General features: G+C 45.9%; 20 protein-coding genes and 1 tRNA gene. 3 read left to right on the top strand and 18 right to left on the bottom strand.

Annotation, left to right across the window (positions count from 1 at the left end):
* Positions 1 to 35 precede the first annotated feature (35 nt).
* The 17 genes from ychF to WD312_02895 form a co-directional block, all read right to left on the bottom strand.
* Entirely contained in the window at positions 36 to 1133 is a 1098-nt protein-coding gene (gene ychF / locus WD312_02975) for a redox-regulated ATPase YchF (protein MEX2564051.1), read from the bottom strand.
* Positions 1134 to 1281: 148 nt separating this feature from the next.
* Positions 1282 to 1569 carry a hypothetical protein gene (locus tag WD312_02970; GenBank protein ID MEX2564050.1) on the bottom strand — a complete coding sequence of 96 codons (288 nt, stop codon included), beginning with the start codon at positions 1567 to 1569 and terminating at the stop codon, positions 1282 to 1284.
* 80 nt (positions 1570 to 1649) lie between these two features.
* The gene (locus WD312_02965; GenBank protein MEX2564049.1) at positions 1650 to 2396 is read right to left on the bottom strand and encodes an NAD(P)H-dependent oxidoreductase; all 747 of its coding nucleotides are present in this window, start codon (positions 2394 to 2396) and stop codon (positions 1650 to 1652) included.
* 17 nt (positions 2397 to 2413) lie between these two features.
* Positions 2414 to 2647, bottom strand: coding sequence for a hypothetical protein (locus tag WD312_02960; protein MEX2564048.1), 234 nt, complete (start codon positions 2645 to 2647; stop codon positions 2414 to 2416).
* A 55-nt stretch (positions 2648 to 2702) separates the two neighbouring features.
* Positions 2703 to 3548, bottom strand: a complete 846-nt coding sequence (locus WD312_02955; protein MEX2564047.1) for an ROK family protein — start codon at positions 3546 to 3548, stop codon at positions 2703 to 2705.
* Positions 3549 to 3592: 44 nt separating this feature from the next.
* Complete coding sequence (locus tag WD312_02950) at positions 3593 to 4582, bottom strand: SIS domain-containing protein (GenBank protein ID MEX2564046.1); 990 nt, start codon at positions 4580 to 4582, stop codon at positions 3593 to 3595.
* A 123-nt stretch (positions 4583 to 4705) separates the two neighbouring features.
* Entirely contained in the window at positions 4706 to 4966 is a 261-nt protein-coding gene (acpP, locus tag WD312_02945) for an acyl carrier protein (GenBank protein ID MEX2564045.1), read from the bottom strand.
* Positions 4967 to 5807: 841 nt separating this feature from the next.
* Positions 5808 to 6131 (bottom strand): DUF6804 family protein, encoded by a 324-nt coding sequence (locus WD312_02940; protein MEX2564044.1) that lies wholly within the window; start codon positions 6129 to 6131, stop codon positions 5808 to 5810.
* 4 nt (positions 6132 to 6135) lie between these two features.
* Positions 6136 to 6987 carry a hypothetical protein gene (locus WD312_02935; GenBank protein ID MEX2564043.1) on the bottom strand — a complete coding sequence of 284 codons (852 nt, stop codon included), beginning with the start codon at positions 6985 to 6987 and terminating at the stop codon, positions 6136 to 6138.
* A gap of 1 nt (position 6988) precedes the next feature.
* Entirely contained in the window at positions 6989 to 7942 is a 954-nt protein-coding gene (locus WD312_02930; GenBank protein ID MEX2564042.1) for a hypothetical protein, read from the bottom strand.
* 3 nt (positions 7943 to 7945) lie between these two features.
* The gene (locus WD312_02925) at positions 7946 to 8593 is read right to left on the bottom strand and encodes a hypothetical protein (GenBank protein MEX2564041.1); all 648 of its coding nucleotides are present in this window, start codon (positions 8591 to 8593) and stop codon (positions 7946 to 7948) included.
* A gap of 19 nt (positions 8594 to 8612) precedes the next feature.
* Positions 8613 to 9158, bottom strand: coding sequence for a hypothetical protein (locus WD312_02920; protein MEX2564040.1), 546 nt, complete (start codon positions 9156 to 9158; stop codon positions 8613 to 8615).
* Between the two features lie 15 nt (positions 9159 to 9173).
* Positions 9174 to 9371 carry a helix-turn-helix transcriptional regulator gene (locus WD312_02915; protein ID MEX2564039.1) on the bottom strand — a complete coding sequence of 66 codons (198 nt, stop codon included), beginning with the start codon at positions 9369 to 9371 and terminating at the stop codon, positions 9174 to 9176.
* Between the two features lie 1283 nt (positions 9372 to 10654).
* Positions 10655 to 10855 carry a hypothetical protein gene (locus tag WD312_02910; protein ID MEX2564038.1) on the bottom strand — a complete coding sequence of 67 codons (201 nt, stop codon included), beginning with the start codon at positions 10853 to 10855 and terminating at the stop codon, positions 10655 to 10657.
* A 580-nt stretch (positions 10856 to 11435) separates the two neighbouring features.
* Positions 11436 to 11511: transfer RNA gene (locus tag WD312_02905), tRNA-Ala, on the bottom strand.
* A gap of 272 nt (positions 11512 to 11783) precedes the next feature.
* Positions 11784 to 12761: a D-alanine--D-alanine ligase gene (locus WD312_02900; protein MEX2564037.1), complete on the bottom strand. Its 978-nt coding sequence runs from the start codon at positions 12759 to 12761 to the stop codon at positions 11784 to 11786.
* Positions 12762 to 12781: 20 nt separating this feature from the next.
* A complete protein-coding gene (locus WD312_02895) occupies positions 12782 to 14089 on the bottom strand; it encodes a UvrB/UvrC motif-containing protein (GenBank protein ID MEX2564036.1) in 1308 nt (435 codons plus the stop codon).
* A gap of 284 nt (positions 14090 to 14373) precedes the next feature.
* Between WD312_02895 and WD312_02890 the strand changes: the two genes are divergently transcribed.
* Together WD312_02890 and WD312_02885 are read left to right on the top strand one after the other, a co-directional pair.
* Positions 14374 to 14553 carry a hypothetical protein gene (locus WD312_02890; protein MEX2564035.1) on the top strand — a complete coding sequence of 60 codons (180 nt, stop codon included), beginning with the start codon at positions 14374 to 14376 and terminating at the stop codon, positions 14551 to 14553.
* A 728-nt stretch (positions 14554 to 15281) separates the two neighbouring features.
* Entirely contained in the window at positions 15282 to 15809 is a 528-nt protein-coding gene (locus WD312_02885; protein MEX2564034.1) for a PEP-CTERM sorting domain-containing protein, read from the top strand.
* A gap of 117 nt (positions 15810 to 15926) precedes the next feature.
* Here WD312_02885 and WD312_02880 read toward each other — a convergent pair whose 3' ends face one another.
* The gene (locus WD312_02880) at positions 15927 to 16373 is read right to left on the bottom strand and encodes a hypothetical protein (protein MEX2564033.1); all 447 of its coding nucleotides are present in this window, start codon (positions 16371 to 16373) and stop codon (positions 15927 to 15929) included.
* Between the two features lie 755 nt (positions 16374 to 17128).
* Between WD312_02880 and WD312_02875 the strand changes: the two genes are divergently transcribed.
* Positions 17129 to 18067, top strand: coding sequence for a ParB/RepB/Spo0J family partition protein (locus tag WD312_02875; GenBank protein MEX2564032.1), 939 nt, complete (start codon positions 17129 to 17131; stop codon positions 18065 to 18067).
* The last annotated feature ends 44 nt before the right edge of the window (positions 18068 to 18111 follow it).

Genomic DNA, 18111 nt, shown 5'->3' with positions numbered 1-18111 from the left:
AAGAGATTCCGATCTGTCCGACTGCTTAATCTGCTTTATATCTTAAACTCTATCACGTCACCGTCTTGCACAATATATTCCTTCCCTTCTGTTCTAATGAGTCCTTGGTCACGAGCTGCGGCGCGAGATCCTGCATCAAGTAGTACATTCCACTGAATAATGTCAGCTCGAATGAATTTGTCCTGAAAGTCAGAGTGAATCGACGCACCTGCCTCAGGTGCCGTTGCTCCGACGTGTGTTGTCCAGGCTCGTGTCTCTTTTTCTCCGGTAGTGAAGTAGGTGATCAATCCAAGCAAGTCGTAACTTTGCTGTATAAAAGAATCAAATCCGGAATCTTTTGCTCCGAGCTCTTCGCGGAAGGTCTGCTTTTCCTCGCCTTCAAGTTCCTTTACCTCGTTCTCAATATTGGCATCCACCAGTACATACTGCGCCCCCATCTCTTTTATTGCATTGGTGAGATTTGTAAACTTCTCCGAGTCAGTTTCATCGATATTCTGTCCACCTGACTGCTTATTTAAAACAAAAAGGATGGGCTTGGCGGTAAGTAGGTGGAGCCCCTGAAGCTCAGTGCGCTCTTCCTCGCTTAGCGAAAGGCTCGAGACAAGCTGGCTTGCCTCAAGGGCTTCCTTTACTTTTGCTACCACGACATTTTCTTTCACGGCAGCTTTATCGCCTCGCTTTACATCGCGTTCAAGTGATGAAAGTCGCTTGTTTACGGTATCAAGATCGGCAAATATAAGTTCGAGGTGTATCGTCTCGATATCCGCAAGTGGATCGATCGCTCCATTTACATGAACAATATTGGGATCATCGAAAATACGCACGACGTGCGCGATCGCATCCACTTCCCGAATATTCGAGAGAAACGCGTTGCCAAGCCCCTCTCCTTCAGCCGCTCCTTTGACCAGTCCGGCAATATCAACAAACTCGACCACGGCCGGTAGCGTGTTTTCTGATCTGCTAAATTCGCTGAGCTTCCAGAGTCGCTCGTCCGGAACCGGCACCACACCGACTGCGGGATCGATCGTGCAGAACGGATAGTTCGCTGCATCGACTGATTTCTTTGTTAACGCATTAAAAAGCGTCGATTTACCGACGTTTGGTAGTCCTACAATTCCGATCGAGAGTGACATACTAGTATTATAATTAACGTTCCGGACTCATAGCGTATCATAAATGAAAAAACCGGCACACATCTTTCGACGGGTACCGGTCAACACCCTTGAGTCTGCTGTGCTGTATTCCGTTGCTGCATGAGAAGTTCTCCCTGACCGTGGGCGACTATCGTAAGCCAAGTTCTCGGATAACCCTGTTCTGGATCACCTCGTCTTCGCCCTTGCGGAGACCGAGGCTGCGCCGGCGGTCAGCAAACTTCTTCTTGTCTTGAGCAAGTCGCCGTTTGTGCATCTTGTTCCAGCTTTCGATACCACGATACTCTCCGGGCTCGAACTTGTTTTTCGTGTCGTGATGCACCCGCGCTCTCCACTTGAAGTGCTTACGCAGCTCTTTTTCGTACTCCTTTATTAAGGTGTCACGATCTTTTTGAGCGACATCAGAGTTTAGAGTCACAAGGTTTCTCCTTTCTGACCCAATGGTGTTTTCGTAAGGAACATATTACACTATATCAACTTGTATCAGTAAAATCAAAATTACAGTGCCCACCGGCCCATTCGATACGCCTTCCGGACAAGACGTTTTTTACTTTTCTGTGACCGGAATTTAAGAGATCCAAATTGCGTCACATCTGCTGGCTGAATACCGGCAAACTCAAGCAGTGCGTTTTGTATCTCGTTTGTATAATCTCCGAAGACCATCCAAGCTAGCAAGGGATGATTGTCAAGAGTGATCAGTACCCGAGCGGTTCTGCCTTTAAGAAGCTTTTTCCAGCCAAATGCGTGGAAGTTAAACGCAAATCCGGGCAACCAAATACGGTCGAATAACCCCTTCAGGATCGCCGGCATTGTTGACCACCAGTTAGGGTAGATCAATACAAAGTGATCGGCCCACAAAATGTTGTCCTGCACCTTCTTAAGATCCGGTTCAAGTTCCTGGATCTCGTCATATCCCTTATGGAGGATTGGATCAAATGATAGCTTTGAAATGTCCTGACGCACGACCGTATACCCGCTATCACGAGCCCCCTGTTCGTAGGCATTAGCTAATTCATCAGAGTAGGTTTTGTTCGGATTTGGATGACCGACAAGTATGTAAACTTTTCGTATTCTCCGACGTAGACGAAAGCCGCTTAATACAAAACACCCCACGCCAATCAGTCCCGCACCAAGCCACAGATAACTACTGGGCTGTGTGTTACTTGCAGTGAGTAGCACACCCACGAACGCTGCTGCTCCCAATGTAATCTGAAAGGCAAAATTAAATCGATAGCGAATGATCATGTCCTACTTTTGACTTTTTATTTCTTCTGTAGAGCCTTCTGGATTTCACCTTGGTATTTCTTCATCACGAGCATGCTTGCCGCCATTTGGTCCTTACCGTTCTTCATCTCTTGCTTTATTTCTTTGCTGATCTTTTCGAACAGTTCCGGATTATTTTCTACCAAGTTCATGATCATTTCCTGCTGCTGTGGCGGAGCGTCTTTGAGTTTCGATTGCATCATCTTCCGCATTACGTAGTTTTTAAGTCCCATAGTGTATATGATTAGTATCGTTAGAAGCCTAGTATATCACGTCTGCGCTCGTGATCTAAGGCAGGTCCAGGTTGTTGAGATACGCCAAAGCGCCCCATACACCGTTAATATCTCCCAGTTCAGCCTTCCTAATGTCCGGTGCGGTAGCGAATACCTGCTCTATCCTCTCTCGAAATGCTTTTTCAGTAGCAGTAACATCAATAGCTGGGTCTCCGGTGATCATTGATCCGCCCAGAACGATCACTTCCGGTGACCAAATGAGCGAAAGGTTATACAGTCCGACCGCAAGCTGTTGAGCAAGATCATCCCACACTTTTGGGTCACTCACCTCGATCGCCGGCATGCCAAATCGTTTCTCAAGTGCCGTCCCGGAAACAAGACCTTCCAGGGTACCGTCAGAGTTACCTCCGTCGAGCGATCCGGAAATATCCACGATCTGACGCCCCGGCTCAAATCCGTGTGCATTTTCGTCTATTTTTCCGTTTATAAAACGCGCACCACCAACTCCGGTAGATACCGTGACGTAACTTGCTATACGATATCCCTTCCCGGCTCCATACACTGCCTCACCAAGACCGACAACCGCAGAATCGTTTTCTATGGTTATATGTGCACCCAGCTCGCTGCCTAATTCGTCACAAATGAGTCTGCCATTCCATTCCGGCAAATGAGGTGAGTCGATCATTACACCTCGTTCCTTATCGAGTGCGCCGGTCATCCCACCAACTGCGCCGTCTATCGATTCACTGCCGATATGCTCGCGGGCAGTCTGAGTGAACGTGTTTTTGAATTCATCAAATGAGGCCGGTGTCTTGATTATTGTCGGTTCAGTAAATGTCTGGCGATCAACGGTTGCGGCAATTCGTGTTTTGGTAGCACCGATGTCAAAGAGGATATACATATTCAGGTTACATTAAGGATTGTACTTTGCAGCAGGTGTACATTTTACGCTATCTTCTTTTTAAATTCCTCCACCATAGGTACCTGCTCCGGTTCGGTTCCGTAAAGTTCAGCTGTCTTAAGCGCAGCCCAATCAGCCATAAGCAGTGAATGAAGAGCTCGCTCGAAATACGTTTTGCCGGTCAGCGGCTGCTCAATGACCGTGAAGCCACGGTCAGTATATAGCTGGGCACATACTTTCATTCGCTTTTGGATCTGGTCGTGGTCATTTGTGTCTTTGAGAAAGACAAACATGAACTGCTTCGAAAGATGCTTATTTGCGTCTTGCACATCAAAGCCGGTCATTTCATTATGATTGAGTTCCGGCAAAACGTTATAGAAAGCCGGTATCTTTCCGGTCTCGTTGAACTTGATCTTCCAGTTGTAAGCGATCGCACTATTATCTGCTGAACTATAAATAACCGGGACATGATCTTTAAGCAGTTCTGCAAGCTCTTCCCCTCTTTCGCGCACAGATTCAGGGTTGATCACTTTTTTGAGTGAGTGCAGATCCGACAGAAGGTCCGGCTTAACGAACTTTACCAACGCGAGGAGTGCGAAGCCGAGAGCAGTTCTGGGCTGGATGCCTGTATCAGGAAACTGGATATACGGCAGATCATTCTTCTGAGCAAATTCAATAAGCTTGCCGCCGGTAGCTATACAGGCTACGTGGTATCCTTTCTTATGAGCTTCCTCTGCAAAATCCAACACCTCTTCGGTGTTTCCCGAATGCGAGCTGGCAATGAACAAGGTTCGATCTTTTTCCAGTTCATCTATCGGTGGATGATGTGCTTCAAGCGGTACGCCGTAGCTTCGGTGGACATATAGATCGATCGACGGATCGTGATCTTTGAGAAGGTCTGCGTGAAGATGCGATCCACCCATGCCGTCGAGAACAAAATGCCTATACTCGTCGACGAGCGCATCGCTATTTTCGATCTCCGGTTCATAGTCGAATTGTTCCGGAAATTTTAAAATTGAATCGATCATTGCCATAAAATACAAAAGGTTATCTATATAGTAATTTCATTCTATCACGTTGGCAGTACTGTTCTAGTGACACAAAAAACCAGCCGATACATACATATCGACTGGCTATGAAATTGCGGGCGACCACTGCTACGCCTGTGCCGAGGAGGAAATGATGCTGTCGAAAATAAAGTTGACCGCTTCACCAACAGACTTGATTCTTTCGGTCTCCCCTTCAGGTATTGTTATCTCAAATTTTTCCTCGAACTCCATGACGAGTTCGACCATGTCGAGCGAGTCAGCACAAAGGTCGAGAGTGAAGTTCGTATCATCATTGACCTCGTCCGGATGCACGTTCATGCGATCAGCAACGATACTCACGACTTTTTCGAAAATTTCTTCTCTGTTCATGACGGATTCCCTTCGGTCAGAGGTAGGTAAAGAACATAGTACGATCGCTATCAATCTAGCGCGAATAGAATAGATGTCAATTCTGTTGACCTTACTATATTTGAACCAATAACAACTCACGAGACCGCGCAAACAAAAAACTCCCGAATGAATATGGAAGTTTTTTGGAACAGTGGACCCGACAGGACTCGATCCTTACAGGATCAGTGCAGGTTTCCGCTCATCGACTCTCTTCGGTCATCTCTGAGCCGGAGAACCTTTTCGAGTCCTGACAAAAGCTCCCCCGGAGCTTTCTTCGACTCAAGCTCACTTTGTTCGTGTGGACCCGACAGGACTCGCCGTCAGCTCACTAAGCTCACTCCTCGTTTCGCTCGTCATTCACTAAGTGGGCTCCTGGCCGGGCTCACGGTCGCTATCGCGACATCGCTTCGCCTTTCTCGTCCAGACACAAGAGCAGCAGTGCTCTTGTTCCGGGCACACAAAAACCCGCTTTACGCGGGGTTTATTGTGGAATTATACGACTTCGCTCGAACGCATTTTGAACAGAACCCCGACTGACGCACGCGCGGAGCGCGTGGTGGCTCTGAACTAAATCGTACGCTCTCGCCCCGCCCCTCGCCTCCGCTATCGCTACGGCGAGAACCTCGCAGAAATTTTCCCTTACAATTTTCTTTTGCGCGCGCCCCCTGAAAAAAATTCTAAAAAGGAAAGGGAAATTTCTGCTCGGTTCCGCCCTCCAAGTTTTCGGGCGGGGCGGGGCTTCCACGCTCGGACGGCTCGGCATTCCTCCCCTTGAACCCCTCCTGCCGAGCCGTCCTCGCTTCGGGGAACGGGCGGGTTGTTATTCTGTCTTTGGCTTATCCAATTTTAGCGCAAAAAGAGAAACAATCATAAATACTCCAACAATCAAATCAATAATACTCCAAATCTCGCGGTCAAGGTGAATGACAATGAACGGATTGAAAAGCACCGCGAGAAATCCGAAAATCCAAACCCATTTCTCTTTTTGCGCTTCATACGCCATCCATGCGACATACACAGAGCTTGCAAACACCACAAATCGCAAGAGCGTAAAAAAGCCGTAAGGCCAGCCGTCAAACAAAGCCACGAACAAGAAAGCGGCGGCAATAAGCAGTGCTATGTTTTTCTTTTTGTTTAAATCCATAGAATTATAAATACTGTCCAAAAATTAGGACGTAAAGTATAGAGAACAGAAAAACATGACCAAATATTATCGCTCCCTTACCCCACTTCTCTTTTCTGGTTTTACTTTTTTCCGAAAGTAGAGTGTAGACATGTTTAACAGACAAAAAGAGGCCAATGATGATGAAAAGTAGAATTATTCTCCCCAAGTAATAACCCCAATTTGTTATAAAATCTAAAATTCCAGGATACATTCCAGTCCACCCCTCGCTAAAGTCAAACTGTACCAACAAAATTATACTAAACAGCAAAATAGCGACAATCTTATTTAAATAGAATGGGAAAATCCAAAGCCAGTGATACCACTTTATATCTAGGACACTTTTTGGTTTTTGAAAATGATCGCGATACTCTTGACCCCACCCGGAGCTAAAATATCCCACCACTGGTAATGAGATTGCTAAAATAGCCGGCAATAGCAACATTGCCTTAACGCTCTCAAACGAATATCCATAATCTGAAACAATAGTTATTCCAAATATCAAAGTTGCAATCCAAAACAAAGTCGCTGGGAGAGCTGCTATTACTCCTGCTAACCTCACTTTTTCTTTCAAAAATGTACCTATTACAAAAGTTCCCGCCGCCATTGCTACAAGAGAGGCGAGGATACGGAGAAAAAATGTGTCTCCCCACTGCGCAAGTCCTATCGAATCAGAGGGAATCTCTAAAAACTTTTGGATAACTAATCGTATCCCGTCATTGATAATAAAACTGAAAACGATTGCAAAAAGAATAATTAAAACAAAAGTTTTTGTTTTAATTTTCTTGCTCTCGCTTTCGCGATAGTTATTGATTTCTGCTGTATTGCTTGTGTCCATATTAAAGATTGTTACCATTTTCCGCTTGTTCTTGCGCGTATTTCATTACGCTCGCCTCATAAAACTTTTTGCTAACCCGCTTCATTTGTATTTTGTGTCCAATATACCAAATTACAAAAGAAATTATCCCATATACAAGTACACCGCCGAGCTTCAGACCTATTAAACTAAGTCCAGCCAAAATCAGAAAAAGAAGAGAAGCGCCATAGAAAAACCTAACTGCCCAATTACTCTTGCCATGGTCGTCTATTTCAGAGAAAACAGCCAGCTGCTCATTGGTCATTTCGTCTGGATTAAATCCAATGGATTTAATCCACTTGGTTGTGTTTTCTGATAGATCTGGTCGTTCTGTAACTTTTGGTGCATTGCCGATAATTGCATTGTAAGCGTCATCTATGGCTTTTTGTTTCTTTGAGAAACGCTTCATTGATTTTCTAAAGTCATAGCTCATGAAATCGCCATGTGGATTTTCAAAAATCAGAATGGAGCTTGCCACATCCTTTATGTCTTTGTCCTCTTTACTGCCAATCCTTTTCTCAAAAATTGCGTCAACGGTCATTCTGATTTTGTCCTCATCCCACCTCAAACCTCGAAAGTATGCGTTGGCTGTTTCTCTGAAAATTTCTTCATCACTTGCTTTAGGACGAAAAAGTTTTAGCTGTCTATAAATCTTAAAAATCTTTTTCGCCCTTGTTTTTTCGCTCCCCATGAAATAACCTAGTATCCATAGTACCGCGTAAATACCAATAATCGTTAAAACTATTTTGGGGCTAACTTGCCATAAGCTATAAAAACCACCAATGAAAAGTCCTATCCAAATTAGGTTGATGATAATTACGGCAGTTGCTCTATTAAAAATCATTGGTCGCTCAAAAACCGACTTGCTTTGTGCATTCGCCGCCCATTGAAAAACAATGAAGCCAAGAACCGTTAAAATTATTCCGAGTATCAACATAGTTTATTCGTCATAAGTATTACCTGTGTCATAGTGCGTATTTTTACCACCCTCTTTTTTCCATTTCGACCAATAGCTATCGCCATTGTACATCGTTACGTTCAACGCGTTACCGCTCCACAAAATGCAAAGTAAATCCTCGTGTTGTATTGCCGCACGGAGTAAGCCATCAACGGCTTTGCGATAAATTGTACGCTGTGCGTACCAAAGTACTGCAAGCGAAAGAGTGAGAGCAGTGAGCCAGCCAATGCCGTTGATGAATCCCCAAATCAATCCTCCAAAAGTGAGTAAAATAAGCCCGCTTCGTATTGACCCAAGCATCATCGCTTGGCTAGGATGAAAGATGAAGAAACCAATCAATAGGAGCGGCAAGGCCAAGAGCAAAAGCCAAGTTTGCGTCACAATAATGTAAATAATCAGACCTATTGGGACGATGAAAGTTAGGGAAGCTAAAAACAAAGCTTGTGCCCTTTGCCAGCCAGTAGAATGAATGCCGTTTTGAATCCATTGGAGCGCAACGCTTCTATCAACACCAAGATTTGCAACACCCTCATTTACTCGCTTTTTAAGCTCATCAAAACTCTTGAATGGAAAGTATTCCAATTCTTCAACGCGCTTCGGTTTTGGCTTTTGTTCTTGTTCTTTTTCCATAATGTACGCAATTAGATTGTTAAATACCTTTATCCATTTCTGTAGGGTCAATTCCATGAATCATCATGGGGGAGCTTGATATTGTAAGTAGCACTTTCAATTCGTCAGTGTATTTATTTGGTTCAATGTTGAGCTTCAGTTCTTTTTCGGCCTGATCAAAATTGTGGCAGGTAAATACATTGTTTTTCTCAGAATAAGTAAGGAGAGTGTTTATATAGTCTGCACATTTTTCGCCAAATTCTCCCATTTTCCCAATTTTTTGAGTAATTGTGAAATAAGTAAAAATGCGTTTTTCGTAAAACTTATCGACGGCTTTCAAATCAGGAAAGTCATCGGGCCTGCTTGATTGAATTTTTTCTAGAAATGCATTCAAGATTTTTCCTCTTAATTCATTGTCTAACTGGCTAAACATCTTATAGTCGTAGACGAAGTAATAGAAAAACAATAATTCAAACGTTAGGAAATCTCTGTCTGCACAATACAAAGGTCCGAAAGGGGCTATCAATCCTTCGGCATGTTTTACCATTTCAAGTGGTTTTTTAGCATAAAATTGTTCTTTAGACATGCTCATAAATTATTCTTAATTAATCAATTCACCAACGGAAACATCCAACGCCTTTGCGATATTTCGCAAAGTTTCAATGGTCGGATTTTTATTTTCGCCTGATTCAATCTTAACAACCGTATTGTAGGCAACGTCCGCTTCGCGGGCGAGCTTGTCTTGCGATAATCCCGCCTTCTTCCGGGCTTTTCTTAGATTTTCTGCTATTGTTGCCATTTGACTAATAATTTAGTAGTATTAAAGTAGGTATAAGTGATATTCTCAATCACTACTAAAATGATACTAAATTATTACGCTATTGTAAATAACCGCCCGCCCGTTCCCCGAAGCGAGGACGGCTCGGCAGGAGGGGGTCAGGGGGAGGAATGCCGAGCCGTCCGAGCGTTGGTAGCCCCGCCTTGCCCGAATACTTGGAGGGCGGAACCGAGCAGAAATTTCCCTTTCCTTTTTAGAATTTTTTTCAGGGGGCGCGCGCAAAAGAAAATTGTAAGGGAAAATTTCTGCGAGGTTCTCGCCGTAGCGATAGCGGAGGCGAGGGGCGGGGCGAGAGCGTACGATTTAGTTCAGAGCCACCACGCGCTCCGCGCGTGCGTCAGTCGGGGTTCTGTTCAAAATGCGTTCGAGCGAAGTCGTATAATTCCACCAATATCAAACTTTCGGATTTTTTCCCAACCGATTCGGCGGCGCGTTGCGCCGCAAAGTAGGCAGGCAAAGGGTTTCCGCGCGCTTCGCGCGCGTCCAAACGGAGGTTCGACATCACTTGCGATTTTAAGTACTTGCTTTGCCCAATCAATTAAAAATATATGAGCATGAACAACACAAAATTTTTCATATACGCCCGCAAGTCCACCGATGTGGAAGATAAACAAGTGCGCTCTATTGAAGACCAGACCGCAGAATTGCGCGCCTTTGCCAAACAGGAAGAATTAGATATCGTTGATACTTTTATTGAAAAGCAGAGTGCTAAAATCCCCGGACGGCCGATATTCGGTGAAATGTTAGAGCGTATTGAAAAAGGCGAGGCCGCGGGGATTTTGGCTTGGCATCCTGATAGATTGGCGCGCAATTCTGTTGACGGCGGGCGCATTATTTATCTTTTAGATTGCGGGCGTATTACGGCGTTGAAGTTTCCACAATTTTGGTTTGAGTCAACGCCGCAAGGAAAGTTCATGCTCAATATTGCCTTTGGGCAAAGCAAATACTATGTGGATTCTCTTTCCGAAAATACGAAGCGTGGTTTGCGCCAAAAAGTTAAGCGGGGCGAATATCCGAGCGTTGCGCCTATTGGCTATATAAACGACAGTCGCACAAAAACAGTTGTAGTGGACAAAAAGAAAGCTCGGATTATTCGCGGGGCTTTTGAATTGTACGCAAAAGGAAATTCGCGGTTGGAGGATATTTCTAACTTTTTGGCGCAACGCGGGATACTATCCCGCGGCGGAAAGAGAATCCACAAGACGAGGGTGACTTTTATCCTCTCCAATCCTTTTTATACAGGTTTATTTCGCTACGCTGGCGAAATACACGAAGGAAAGCACGAGCCAATCATCACAAAGAAACTTTTTGATACGGCGCAAGAGGTATTGCAAGAGCGCGGACGACCGAGAAAGAAACAGAAGAATGAACCGCAGGCGTTCTGTGGTCTTATCTCTTGCGCCGAATGCGGCATGATGATAACTGCCGAAAAGCAAAAAGGACATATTTACTATCGCTGTACTAAAAAGGGCAAACAAAAGTGCTCGCAACCCTATGTGCGAGAGGAAGAATTAAATCGGCAGTTATCATCCAAAATTCAAAAAGTTTCTTTGCGTTCGGATTGGGCGGAAAAATTGTTGAAAATGGCGAAAGTCGATAAAGAAAAATCCGCCCAATCCGTTTCTGCTTTTGCTGACGAAGCAAGAGAGAAAATCAAAAATATTGAAATTAAGCTCCAGCGACTTCTTGACGGTTATTTGGAACAGGACATTGAGCGAGAGGTATATCGCGAGAAAAAAGCAAAACTCCTTTCAGAAAAGAAGTCGCTGGAAGGCCAAATTGCCCAACTTGAGCAAAAGCAGAATGATTGGCTCGAACCGTTCCAGAATTGGATAAAAGTCGCTTCAAACCTCGTCAAAATCGCAAGTGATGATGACCTTTCCCGCAAAAAGGTCATAGCCAAAGAAATCTTTGGCTCGAACCTCCGTTTGGACGCGCGCGAAGCGCGCGGAAACCCTTTGCCTGCCTACTTTGCGGCGCAACGCGCCGCCGAATCGGTTGGGAAAAAATCCGAAAGTTTGATATTGGTGGACCCGACAGGACTCGAACCTGCCACCTCCTCAGTGCAAGTGAGGCGCTCTACCAGATGAGCTACGGGCCCAAGTGAGGATAGAAACGGTCCGCCTCGGGCGGATCATTTCATCCGAATGCAGGGTTTGAAAGATTTTCTTACGTGCCCAAGTGAGAAGCAAAATTGAAGTTCACTTCTATTTCCTTGGAATGCCGGGCCCGCAAGATTTTCTTACTCCAACAAGCGAAAGAGAAAACAAAAGTTTACTTTTATTTTTCCTGAGCGCAGCTGGAGCAGGCTTTGCCTACCGACCCTAGCAAGAATCATATTCTAAAGTATTTTTCAAAAAAAGCAAAGAATGACTATCGACGAGCGCCTGAATGAGCCAGTCCGACAAGATAAGTTAGGAATTCCTCCAGACTGCTCCCAACCGCAGCGAGTGACTTTGGAAACAATGACTCCGGGGTCATCCCCGGTAGCGTATTCACTTCGAGCAAGTACACGCCTCGTCGCGGAGTGACAATAAAATCAGATCGTGAATAGTGTCTCAGCCCCAGATGAGTGTGGGCATCTCGCGCGATCTGTTGCATTTCCTTACGCTCTTTTTCAGTAAAGTTGCCCGGGCAGATCTCGTGAGTTGACCCGCCATACTTTGCCTCATAATCGAAAAAGTCGCGGTCAGACGGACGTATCTCGACTATCGGTAACGCGTACATGCGCTCGTTTCTATATCCGTCAATAACTCCGCAGGTTGCTTCTTTTCCCTTAATATACTCTTCAATAAGCGCGTTCTCACAGAACGTGAATACGTGATCAAGGGCATTGCGCAGATCATCCCGGGTACGAACTATCGAAACCCCTACTGAAGAACCAAGCGAACGCGGTTTTACAACTGATGGTTGCGGAAAAGTCTCGAACAATTCATCGACAAGCTCTTGGCATAACTCAGTTTTCCTTATATCGCGATGGACCGGTTGTTTGATATTTCGTTTTGACAAGTGTTGCCGTGCTTTACTTTTATTTATCGCTAGTGCTGAAGCAAAGGCATTGGAACCGGTATACGGCACCCCCATTGAGTCGAGTAGTCGCTGAACCTTCCCATCCTCTCCATACTCACCATGCATTCCGTTCACAACAACATCTACGTGTCGGAGGGCTTTCTCCGGCCGAGTTGGAACACCGTTACGGATCCACTGACCATATGTATCGACAAGGAGGTCGCGCACTTCAAATCGCTTACCGAGCTCACGGAGCATTGTCTCGCCTGATCTAAGCGACACGTCGTGCTCTGAGGACGGACCGCCGCGGAGCACACCAACAGTGATCAGTTGTGGGGACATACATACCAATTGTATCACAGCTATTCCCGCCCTTTTCGCAATCGCTGGCGGTGGAACTGTATCGCGTAGCGATGAGACTCACTATTTGCCAAAAGAATGTCGTCTTGATGTTTTCTTACGATGTCTTCTTTGCCGATCAAGTCGCGCGGCTTGTGCCGTTCATCCTTTACAACTGCAACAATAGGTATCACCACACCAACATCTTCGAGCAAACGCGTAGCAACATTTTTCTGCGCCTTTCCGCCGTCAACAACGATCAGGTTCGGCATACGCCATTCCGGATGGTCGAGCCGACGCGAGATGATCTCACGTAGTGCTTTCGTGTCGTTCACCCCTTCTTGTCCGCGTATTCGAAACTTCCTATATTCGTCAGTATTCACTTCCCCATCTTCCACCACCGTCATTACTCCGACGTGTGCACTTCCGCTTAAGTGAGCGATATCATACGCTTCAACCCGGAATATTTTTCCGTTCCCAGAGGAGTTTCCAAAAAAGTCACGGGTAAGCAGTGCGGTATCGTTAATATGCGTTAGTGCATATATCTGTCGGCGAATATCAGTTGCTTTTTCAAACTCCTGATTCTTCGCTGCACGATTCATCTGTGTGGTAAGTTTCTTAAGAAGCTGTTTCTTTTTTCCTTCAAAGAAAAGCACTATATTGCGAATGTGTCGCTGGTATTCCCGTTTCGTTATCCCGCCGGTGCATACTCCCGGGCACAGACCTATCTGTTGGTTAAAGCATGGTTTTGGGTTGCGTGGATCACGTTGCTCTTCTGCAGGGATGCATTTTCTGTCTCGATACGGAAATATTCTTCGTATTATTTTGAACCCCTCTTGAAGGGAGCTTCCTGATGTAAACGGACCAAAGGTTCTCTTAACAGAAGTTCGGCGCAGAATTGCCGATACGGAGGTTGACCGTGATGGTTTGCTGGACGCAAGCGGTCGTTCATACTCTATTTTTTCAAGTTCACGACCTCGTACGGTAAGTATTCGAGGAAAATCTTCATCGGTTACGACAACGTAGTTGAAACTCTTGTTATCTTTGTCACGAGTGTTGTACAGTGGCTGATACCGCTTGATCAACTCTGCCTCCAGCACGAGCGCCTCAAGAACTGAGTCAGTTTGTTGAAAGGTAACCGTAACCGCCTCTTCGACCATCTGCTGGATAAGATGACTGCGAGAGAGTATTATGTCGCCGCTGAAATAACTCCGCACACGGTCGCGAAGGGATGTGGCCTTACCAATGTAGAGTATTTGCCGTCCTTTCTTAAAGAAATATACACCGGGCTGATCCGGAAGCTGCTTTTTAGCAATATCCTGTCGTTTCATAACCCTATTACAATACTATCCACACCTTGCAAACTCAATACGTGGCGTTATAATTTCCACATGCAACGAGTTGTAGCCACTAAAATAGCTATGCGAACAAGCATTATTGTGGTCAAGAACCTTAGTAGTACCAGTTCAACTGGTGAAGGTCTTACTCGTGTCTCTTAAGTAACAATAACTCCTAGGAAATACGCGCCAGCTCTTCACCAAAGAGCTGGTTTTTGTTTAGCGTACGGTGCGGCAGATAGGCAGTAATTTTGTTCTTTTTCTTTTGGAGGTGGTATATGACCACAACGAGCACAGACAGGCAGGTAGCGAAGAGTACTTCCGGTCAGCCGCTCCCGACACAGCGTGTGCGCGTGGAGCCAAACGACCATCGTCCAACCTCTCGACTGGACGAACAACTCAGTTTGGAGATGGAAAGAGATCGGCGTCATCATGTTGATCACCAGCCGCTGGATTAGCGTCTTGGTGTCGTTCACATCCTCTCTTACCCGATATGTATGCAAAATACATATCGGGTTTTTTATTTAGACACCTATTGTGTTCTCTCCACCCTTGTTAAATACAGAGATATTTGTACAATGTTAATTAATGCAACGAATACGTAAGCACAGTGTGGTGATTATCGTCACATCTACCAACCTCGGTAGAGGGCTTACTCGTGCATCTCAATAATCAATACATCACATCTTCTGAGAAATACGCGCCAGCCCTTTACGAAAAGGGCTGGTTTTCTTTTCTCTGTTCTTTTGGAGGTAACTCATGTGCACAAACAGCAATGGTCAAGTGCGTCCTGTGACTGAGGGTCAGGATCAATATGTACCACGAATGGGAATGCCTTATGAGGACATTCCCCAGAAACTGCGACAGCAATTTTCTGCTGTCGATGACCCCGCCGCAAGCCAGGCCGACGACGATCAGGGCAACAGGACTTCCGCTGACAAATGACCTGATGTGACAAAACCATCCCACAGACAAGCTTTGCTTGCCTGTGGGATTTTTATGCTTTTTCTTCAGAAAAATAAAGGACAGATATTTTTTCACTTAGGTACGGCATACTTGAATTGTTTTGACAAAAAAATATTTCAGCGTATAGTATTTATAGTGTACCTTACTCAGTTTGGCATGAAATTCATGGAAGGAATCTCGCATGGCCAGTATCCGACTCGTGATCACTTTTATCGTCCTGGTGTTTACTTCGAATGCGCTGGCTGCTCCGGTTCAGTGGACTGTCGCTGACGGCGGCAACGACCACTACTACGACGTGATTAATGAGCCGTATTTCTGGATCGCCGCAGCGTCAGTTGCGATGAATCAAACCCACCAGGGTGTAGATGGCCACCTGGCCACGATCACCTCAGTGGAGGAAAATCTTTTCCTCTATGACACTTTTGGTTCTGATGCACTGGATCACAAGTGGCTGGGCGGCAGACAACTATCCACGGCCAGCGGTCCGGAAGATGGCTGGGGCTGGATCACCGGCGAGCAATGGGACTACACCAACTGGGGAACAGGTCAGCCTGACGACAACCTTGTTTCCGAGGAAAGACTCCAGTTTGACGCCCAGTACATCACGGCAAGCGAAGGTGTGGGCTGGAATGATGCAGATAAAGATCTGCAGTTCGGCTATGTAGTCGAATATCCCGTCCCCGAACCGGCCTCAGTGACACTGCTTGCTATCGGATCTACTCTCCTGCTCAGGCGTCGCCGCGTGTGAGCACAACCGAAATTCATTGCCTGCTGAACATAAACCATTACAAAAGCGCCGATGCGAGAATGCATCGGCGCTTTTTCTATTCTCGTAATAACAGATTTTACGGGGTTAATAATCGACTTACTCTTCTATGTCACCGCAGGCTACATATACCTCGATCTCCTCAGGTGACTGGTGCACATTGATTGCGAGTGGAAGCTCATTACGTAGGTCATCGAGTGAGACACTGATCGTGGTCTCGGACTCACCATTCATTGGAAACTCCAGCGGGTACACAACCTCGCCGATATCAGCACAAGTTCCGCTATGAATATGTGCCGGCTGAGCGATATCTTCCGGAGCTCCATCTAGATCAAGCTCAACACGCGTGCCTCCATCAACCTCGGTCAACAGAGCTGTTCCTGACACGCCTGAATCATTCTGCTCGTTTAAATCAATTTCGATAGACTCCTCTTCCTCCTGCCCATTGTTTACAAGAGGTTCCTCGATATCAGTGCGGTTTACGAACCAAATAATACCCGCTATTACGATAAGGACGATAATTATCCAAATAATGGCTTGTTTCATACTGTATAGGTTTAGATGCTATTAATACACATTTGTTGACACCCGACAGTGGTACTTTTATTACAGTTACCTTACTGTAGATTATCTACTTAATAAATAAACCCCTATCTATTTGAACAGGGGTTTGGATAGAGGACATGCAAAAATTGAGGCTACCTCACGTAACGTCGCCGCAATCGTTGAGATTCTTGTAGCCGAGTTGCTCCACGGTCTTGTCCGTATATATTCGTTAATGCGCCACACAATGTACACCTACTGTGCGGGACAACGACCCAAAAACCCGAGCACGTTTCCTCCTCACAAATGAAGTTGTACCGAACTGTCAACCTGCTCTGCCGTCGCTTAACCCATCGTCCTACAAGCTTTCCGACCATGATGGGAAGAAGAAAAGGTGACAAGAGCACGCAGGCAATAAGCAACCAAACGAGGCAAACAGCGAGCAAGGCCCCAAATAATACCAACGTCGGAAGAAATACCATCCAGAACTTTATTTTGTCACGAAAGCGAAGCTCGATAGCAGGACAATACTCGTCATATGGCATACGGCACCTCCATTGTGAAGAATGTCGAGAAAAAGAGGATCCATTAGCCAGTGAACCATACAGTGACAAACACCGCAATACCTCACCTCAGTTTTATATACACAACCGCACGCAGAGAACACGTTGCATTTCAATATTATTTCTGTCAGTATCATTTTAGAAACACTACCACCGGGGTAGAAGATACAGTTCCTTGAAGAGGAGTCCCTCGACATGAACCAGTTTGCTACTCCGACCACAGAACGCACACCTCAACTCACAAAGCTTCTTGGAAGCATCCGAATGATCCCGATTGACCGAGTCGTCCCCGACCCCGGCCAGCCGAGAAAGTATTTTGATGAAGTGGTGCTCGCTCACTTCGCGGACGGGGTTGAAGCGATCGGCCAACTTATGCCGATCATTGTTGTTCCGTTCGAAGCATCTGATGAAGCCGATTATCAGATCGTTGATGGCGAGCGACGCTGGCGAGCAATGCGGATGCGTGAATCAACTGAGATACGCGCATTCGTCGCGAAGAACATAAGAAGCGCAGAGCAAGCCTTTATGTTCTCCATTGCGGCAAACTTCAATCGTGAAGAACATACGCCGATGGAGATCGCACGGAGTATCGAGCGCCTCAAACACGACGGACTCAGTGGTAAGGAGATCGAGGTACTAACCGGCAAATCAGTTTACTGGATCCACAGCTACTATCGTCTGCTTAAGCTCCATCCCGATGTGGTGAAATACATTGATCCGGCACTTCCGGCTGAAAACAGAATGAAGCTTCAGATAGCGAGGCTTCTGACTGAATGCGACCACAAGGTTCAGCAACTTGTTGCCCACCGTCTGATCGGGCAGCGCATTTCTGTTGCAAGAGCGAGTAAGATAATAGACGAAGTGAACGAGAAGCACGGCGGACGGATTCCACAACGACAGCAACCGGCCCGACGATTTCAGCGAGTAAATCGGCTTGCCGAAAATACACTCGCGTCACTAACGGATCTCAACCCAAGAAAACTACGCGAGGCGATCGCCTCGCGTAGCAATGAGGAAGTTGAGCAGTTGAAGACCCATTGCGAGCGAATATCAGAGCAAGCGATGAACATTGCTGACGTTGCCGGAGAGGTCCTAGAGAGAAAAGGATCTCGAAGAGGAAATGGTGACAGTTAAAGGGGGCACACCTACTAGCAAAGCGTGTGAGAATGTTTCTCACA

It is taken from the genome of Candidatus Paceibacterota bacterium (genome assembly GCA_040905715.1).
GTDB lineage: Bacteria > Patescibacteriota > Minisyncoccia > Phycocordibacterales > CSBR16-193 > JBBDHZ01.
This window is presented reverse-complemented; position numbering and strand designations above follow the sequence as displayed.

Bases quoted from the DNA above. Each gene is read 5' to 3' on its own strand.
- ychF (MEX2564051.1), bottom strand. From the start codon at position 1,133: ATGTCACTCTCGATCGGAATTGTAGGACTACCAAACGTCGGTAAATCG.
- WD312_02965 (MEX2564049.1), bottom strand. From the start codon at position 2,396: ATGATCATTCGCTATCGATTTAATTTTGCCTTTCAGATTACATTGGGA.
- WD312_02960 (MEX2564048.1), bottom strand. From the start codon at position 2,647: ATGGGACTTAAAAACTACGTAATGCGGAAGATGATGCAATCGAAACTC.
- WD312_02955 (MEX2564047.1), bottom strand. From the start codon at position 3,548: ATGTATATCCTCTTTGACATCGGTGCTACCAAAACACGAATTGCCGCA.
- WD312_02950 (MEX2564046.1), bottom strand. From the start codon at position 4,582: ATGGCAATGATCGATTCAATTTTAAAATTTCCGGAACAATTCGACTAT.
- acpP (MEX2564045.1), bottom strand. From the start codon at position 4,966: ATGAACAGAGAAGAAATTTTCGAAAAAGTCGTGAGTATCGTTGCTGAT.
- WD312_02940 (MEX2564044.1), bottom strand. From the start codon at position 6,131: ATGGATTTAAACAAAAAGAAAAACATAGCACTGCTTATTGCCGCCGCT.
- WD312_02935 (MEX2564043.1), bottom strand. From the start codon at position 6,987: ATGGACACAAGCAATACAGCAGAAATCAATAACTATCGCGAAAGCGAG.
- WD312_02930 (MEX2564042.1), bottom strand. From the start codon at position 7,942: ATGTTGATACTCGGAATAATTTTAACGGTTCTTGGCTTCATTGTTTTT.
- WD312_02925 (MEX2564041.1), bottom strand. From the start codon at position 8,593: ATGGAAAAAGAACAAGAACAAAAGCCAAAACCGAAGCGCGTTGAAGAA.
- WD312_02920 (MEX2564040.1), bottom strand. From the start codon at position 9,158: ATGTCTAAAGAACAATTTTATGCTAAAAAACCACTTGAAATGGTAAAA.
- WD312_02915 (MEX2564039.1), bottom strand. From the start codon at position 9,371: ATGGCAACAATAGCAGAAAATCTAAGAAAAGCCCGGAAGAAGGCGGGA.
- WD312_02910 (MEX2564038.1), bottom strand. From the start codon at position 10,855: ATGTCCTTTTTGCTTTTCGGCAGTTATCATCATGCCGCATTCGGCGCA.
- WD312_02900 (MEX2564037.1), bottom strand. From the start codon at position 12,761: ATGTCCCCACAACTGATCACTGTTGGTGTGCTCCGCGGCGGTCCGTCC.
- WD312_02895 (MEX2564036.1), bottom strand. From the start codon at position 14,089: ATGAAACGACAGGATATTGCTAAAAAGCAGCTTCCGGATCAGCCCGGT.
- WD312_02890 (MEX2564035.1), top strand. From the start codon at position 14,374: ATGACCACAACGAGCACAGACAGGCAGGTAGCGAAGAGTACTTCCGGT.
- WD312_02880 (MEX2564033.1), bottom strand. From the start codon at position 16,373: ATGAAACAAGCCATTATTTGGATAATTATCGTCCTTATCGTAATAGCG.
- WD312_02875 (MEX2564032.1), top strand. From the start codon at position 17,129: ATGAACCAGTTTGCTACTCCGACCACAGAACGCACACCTCAACTCACA.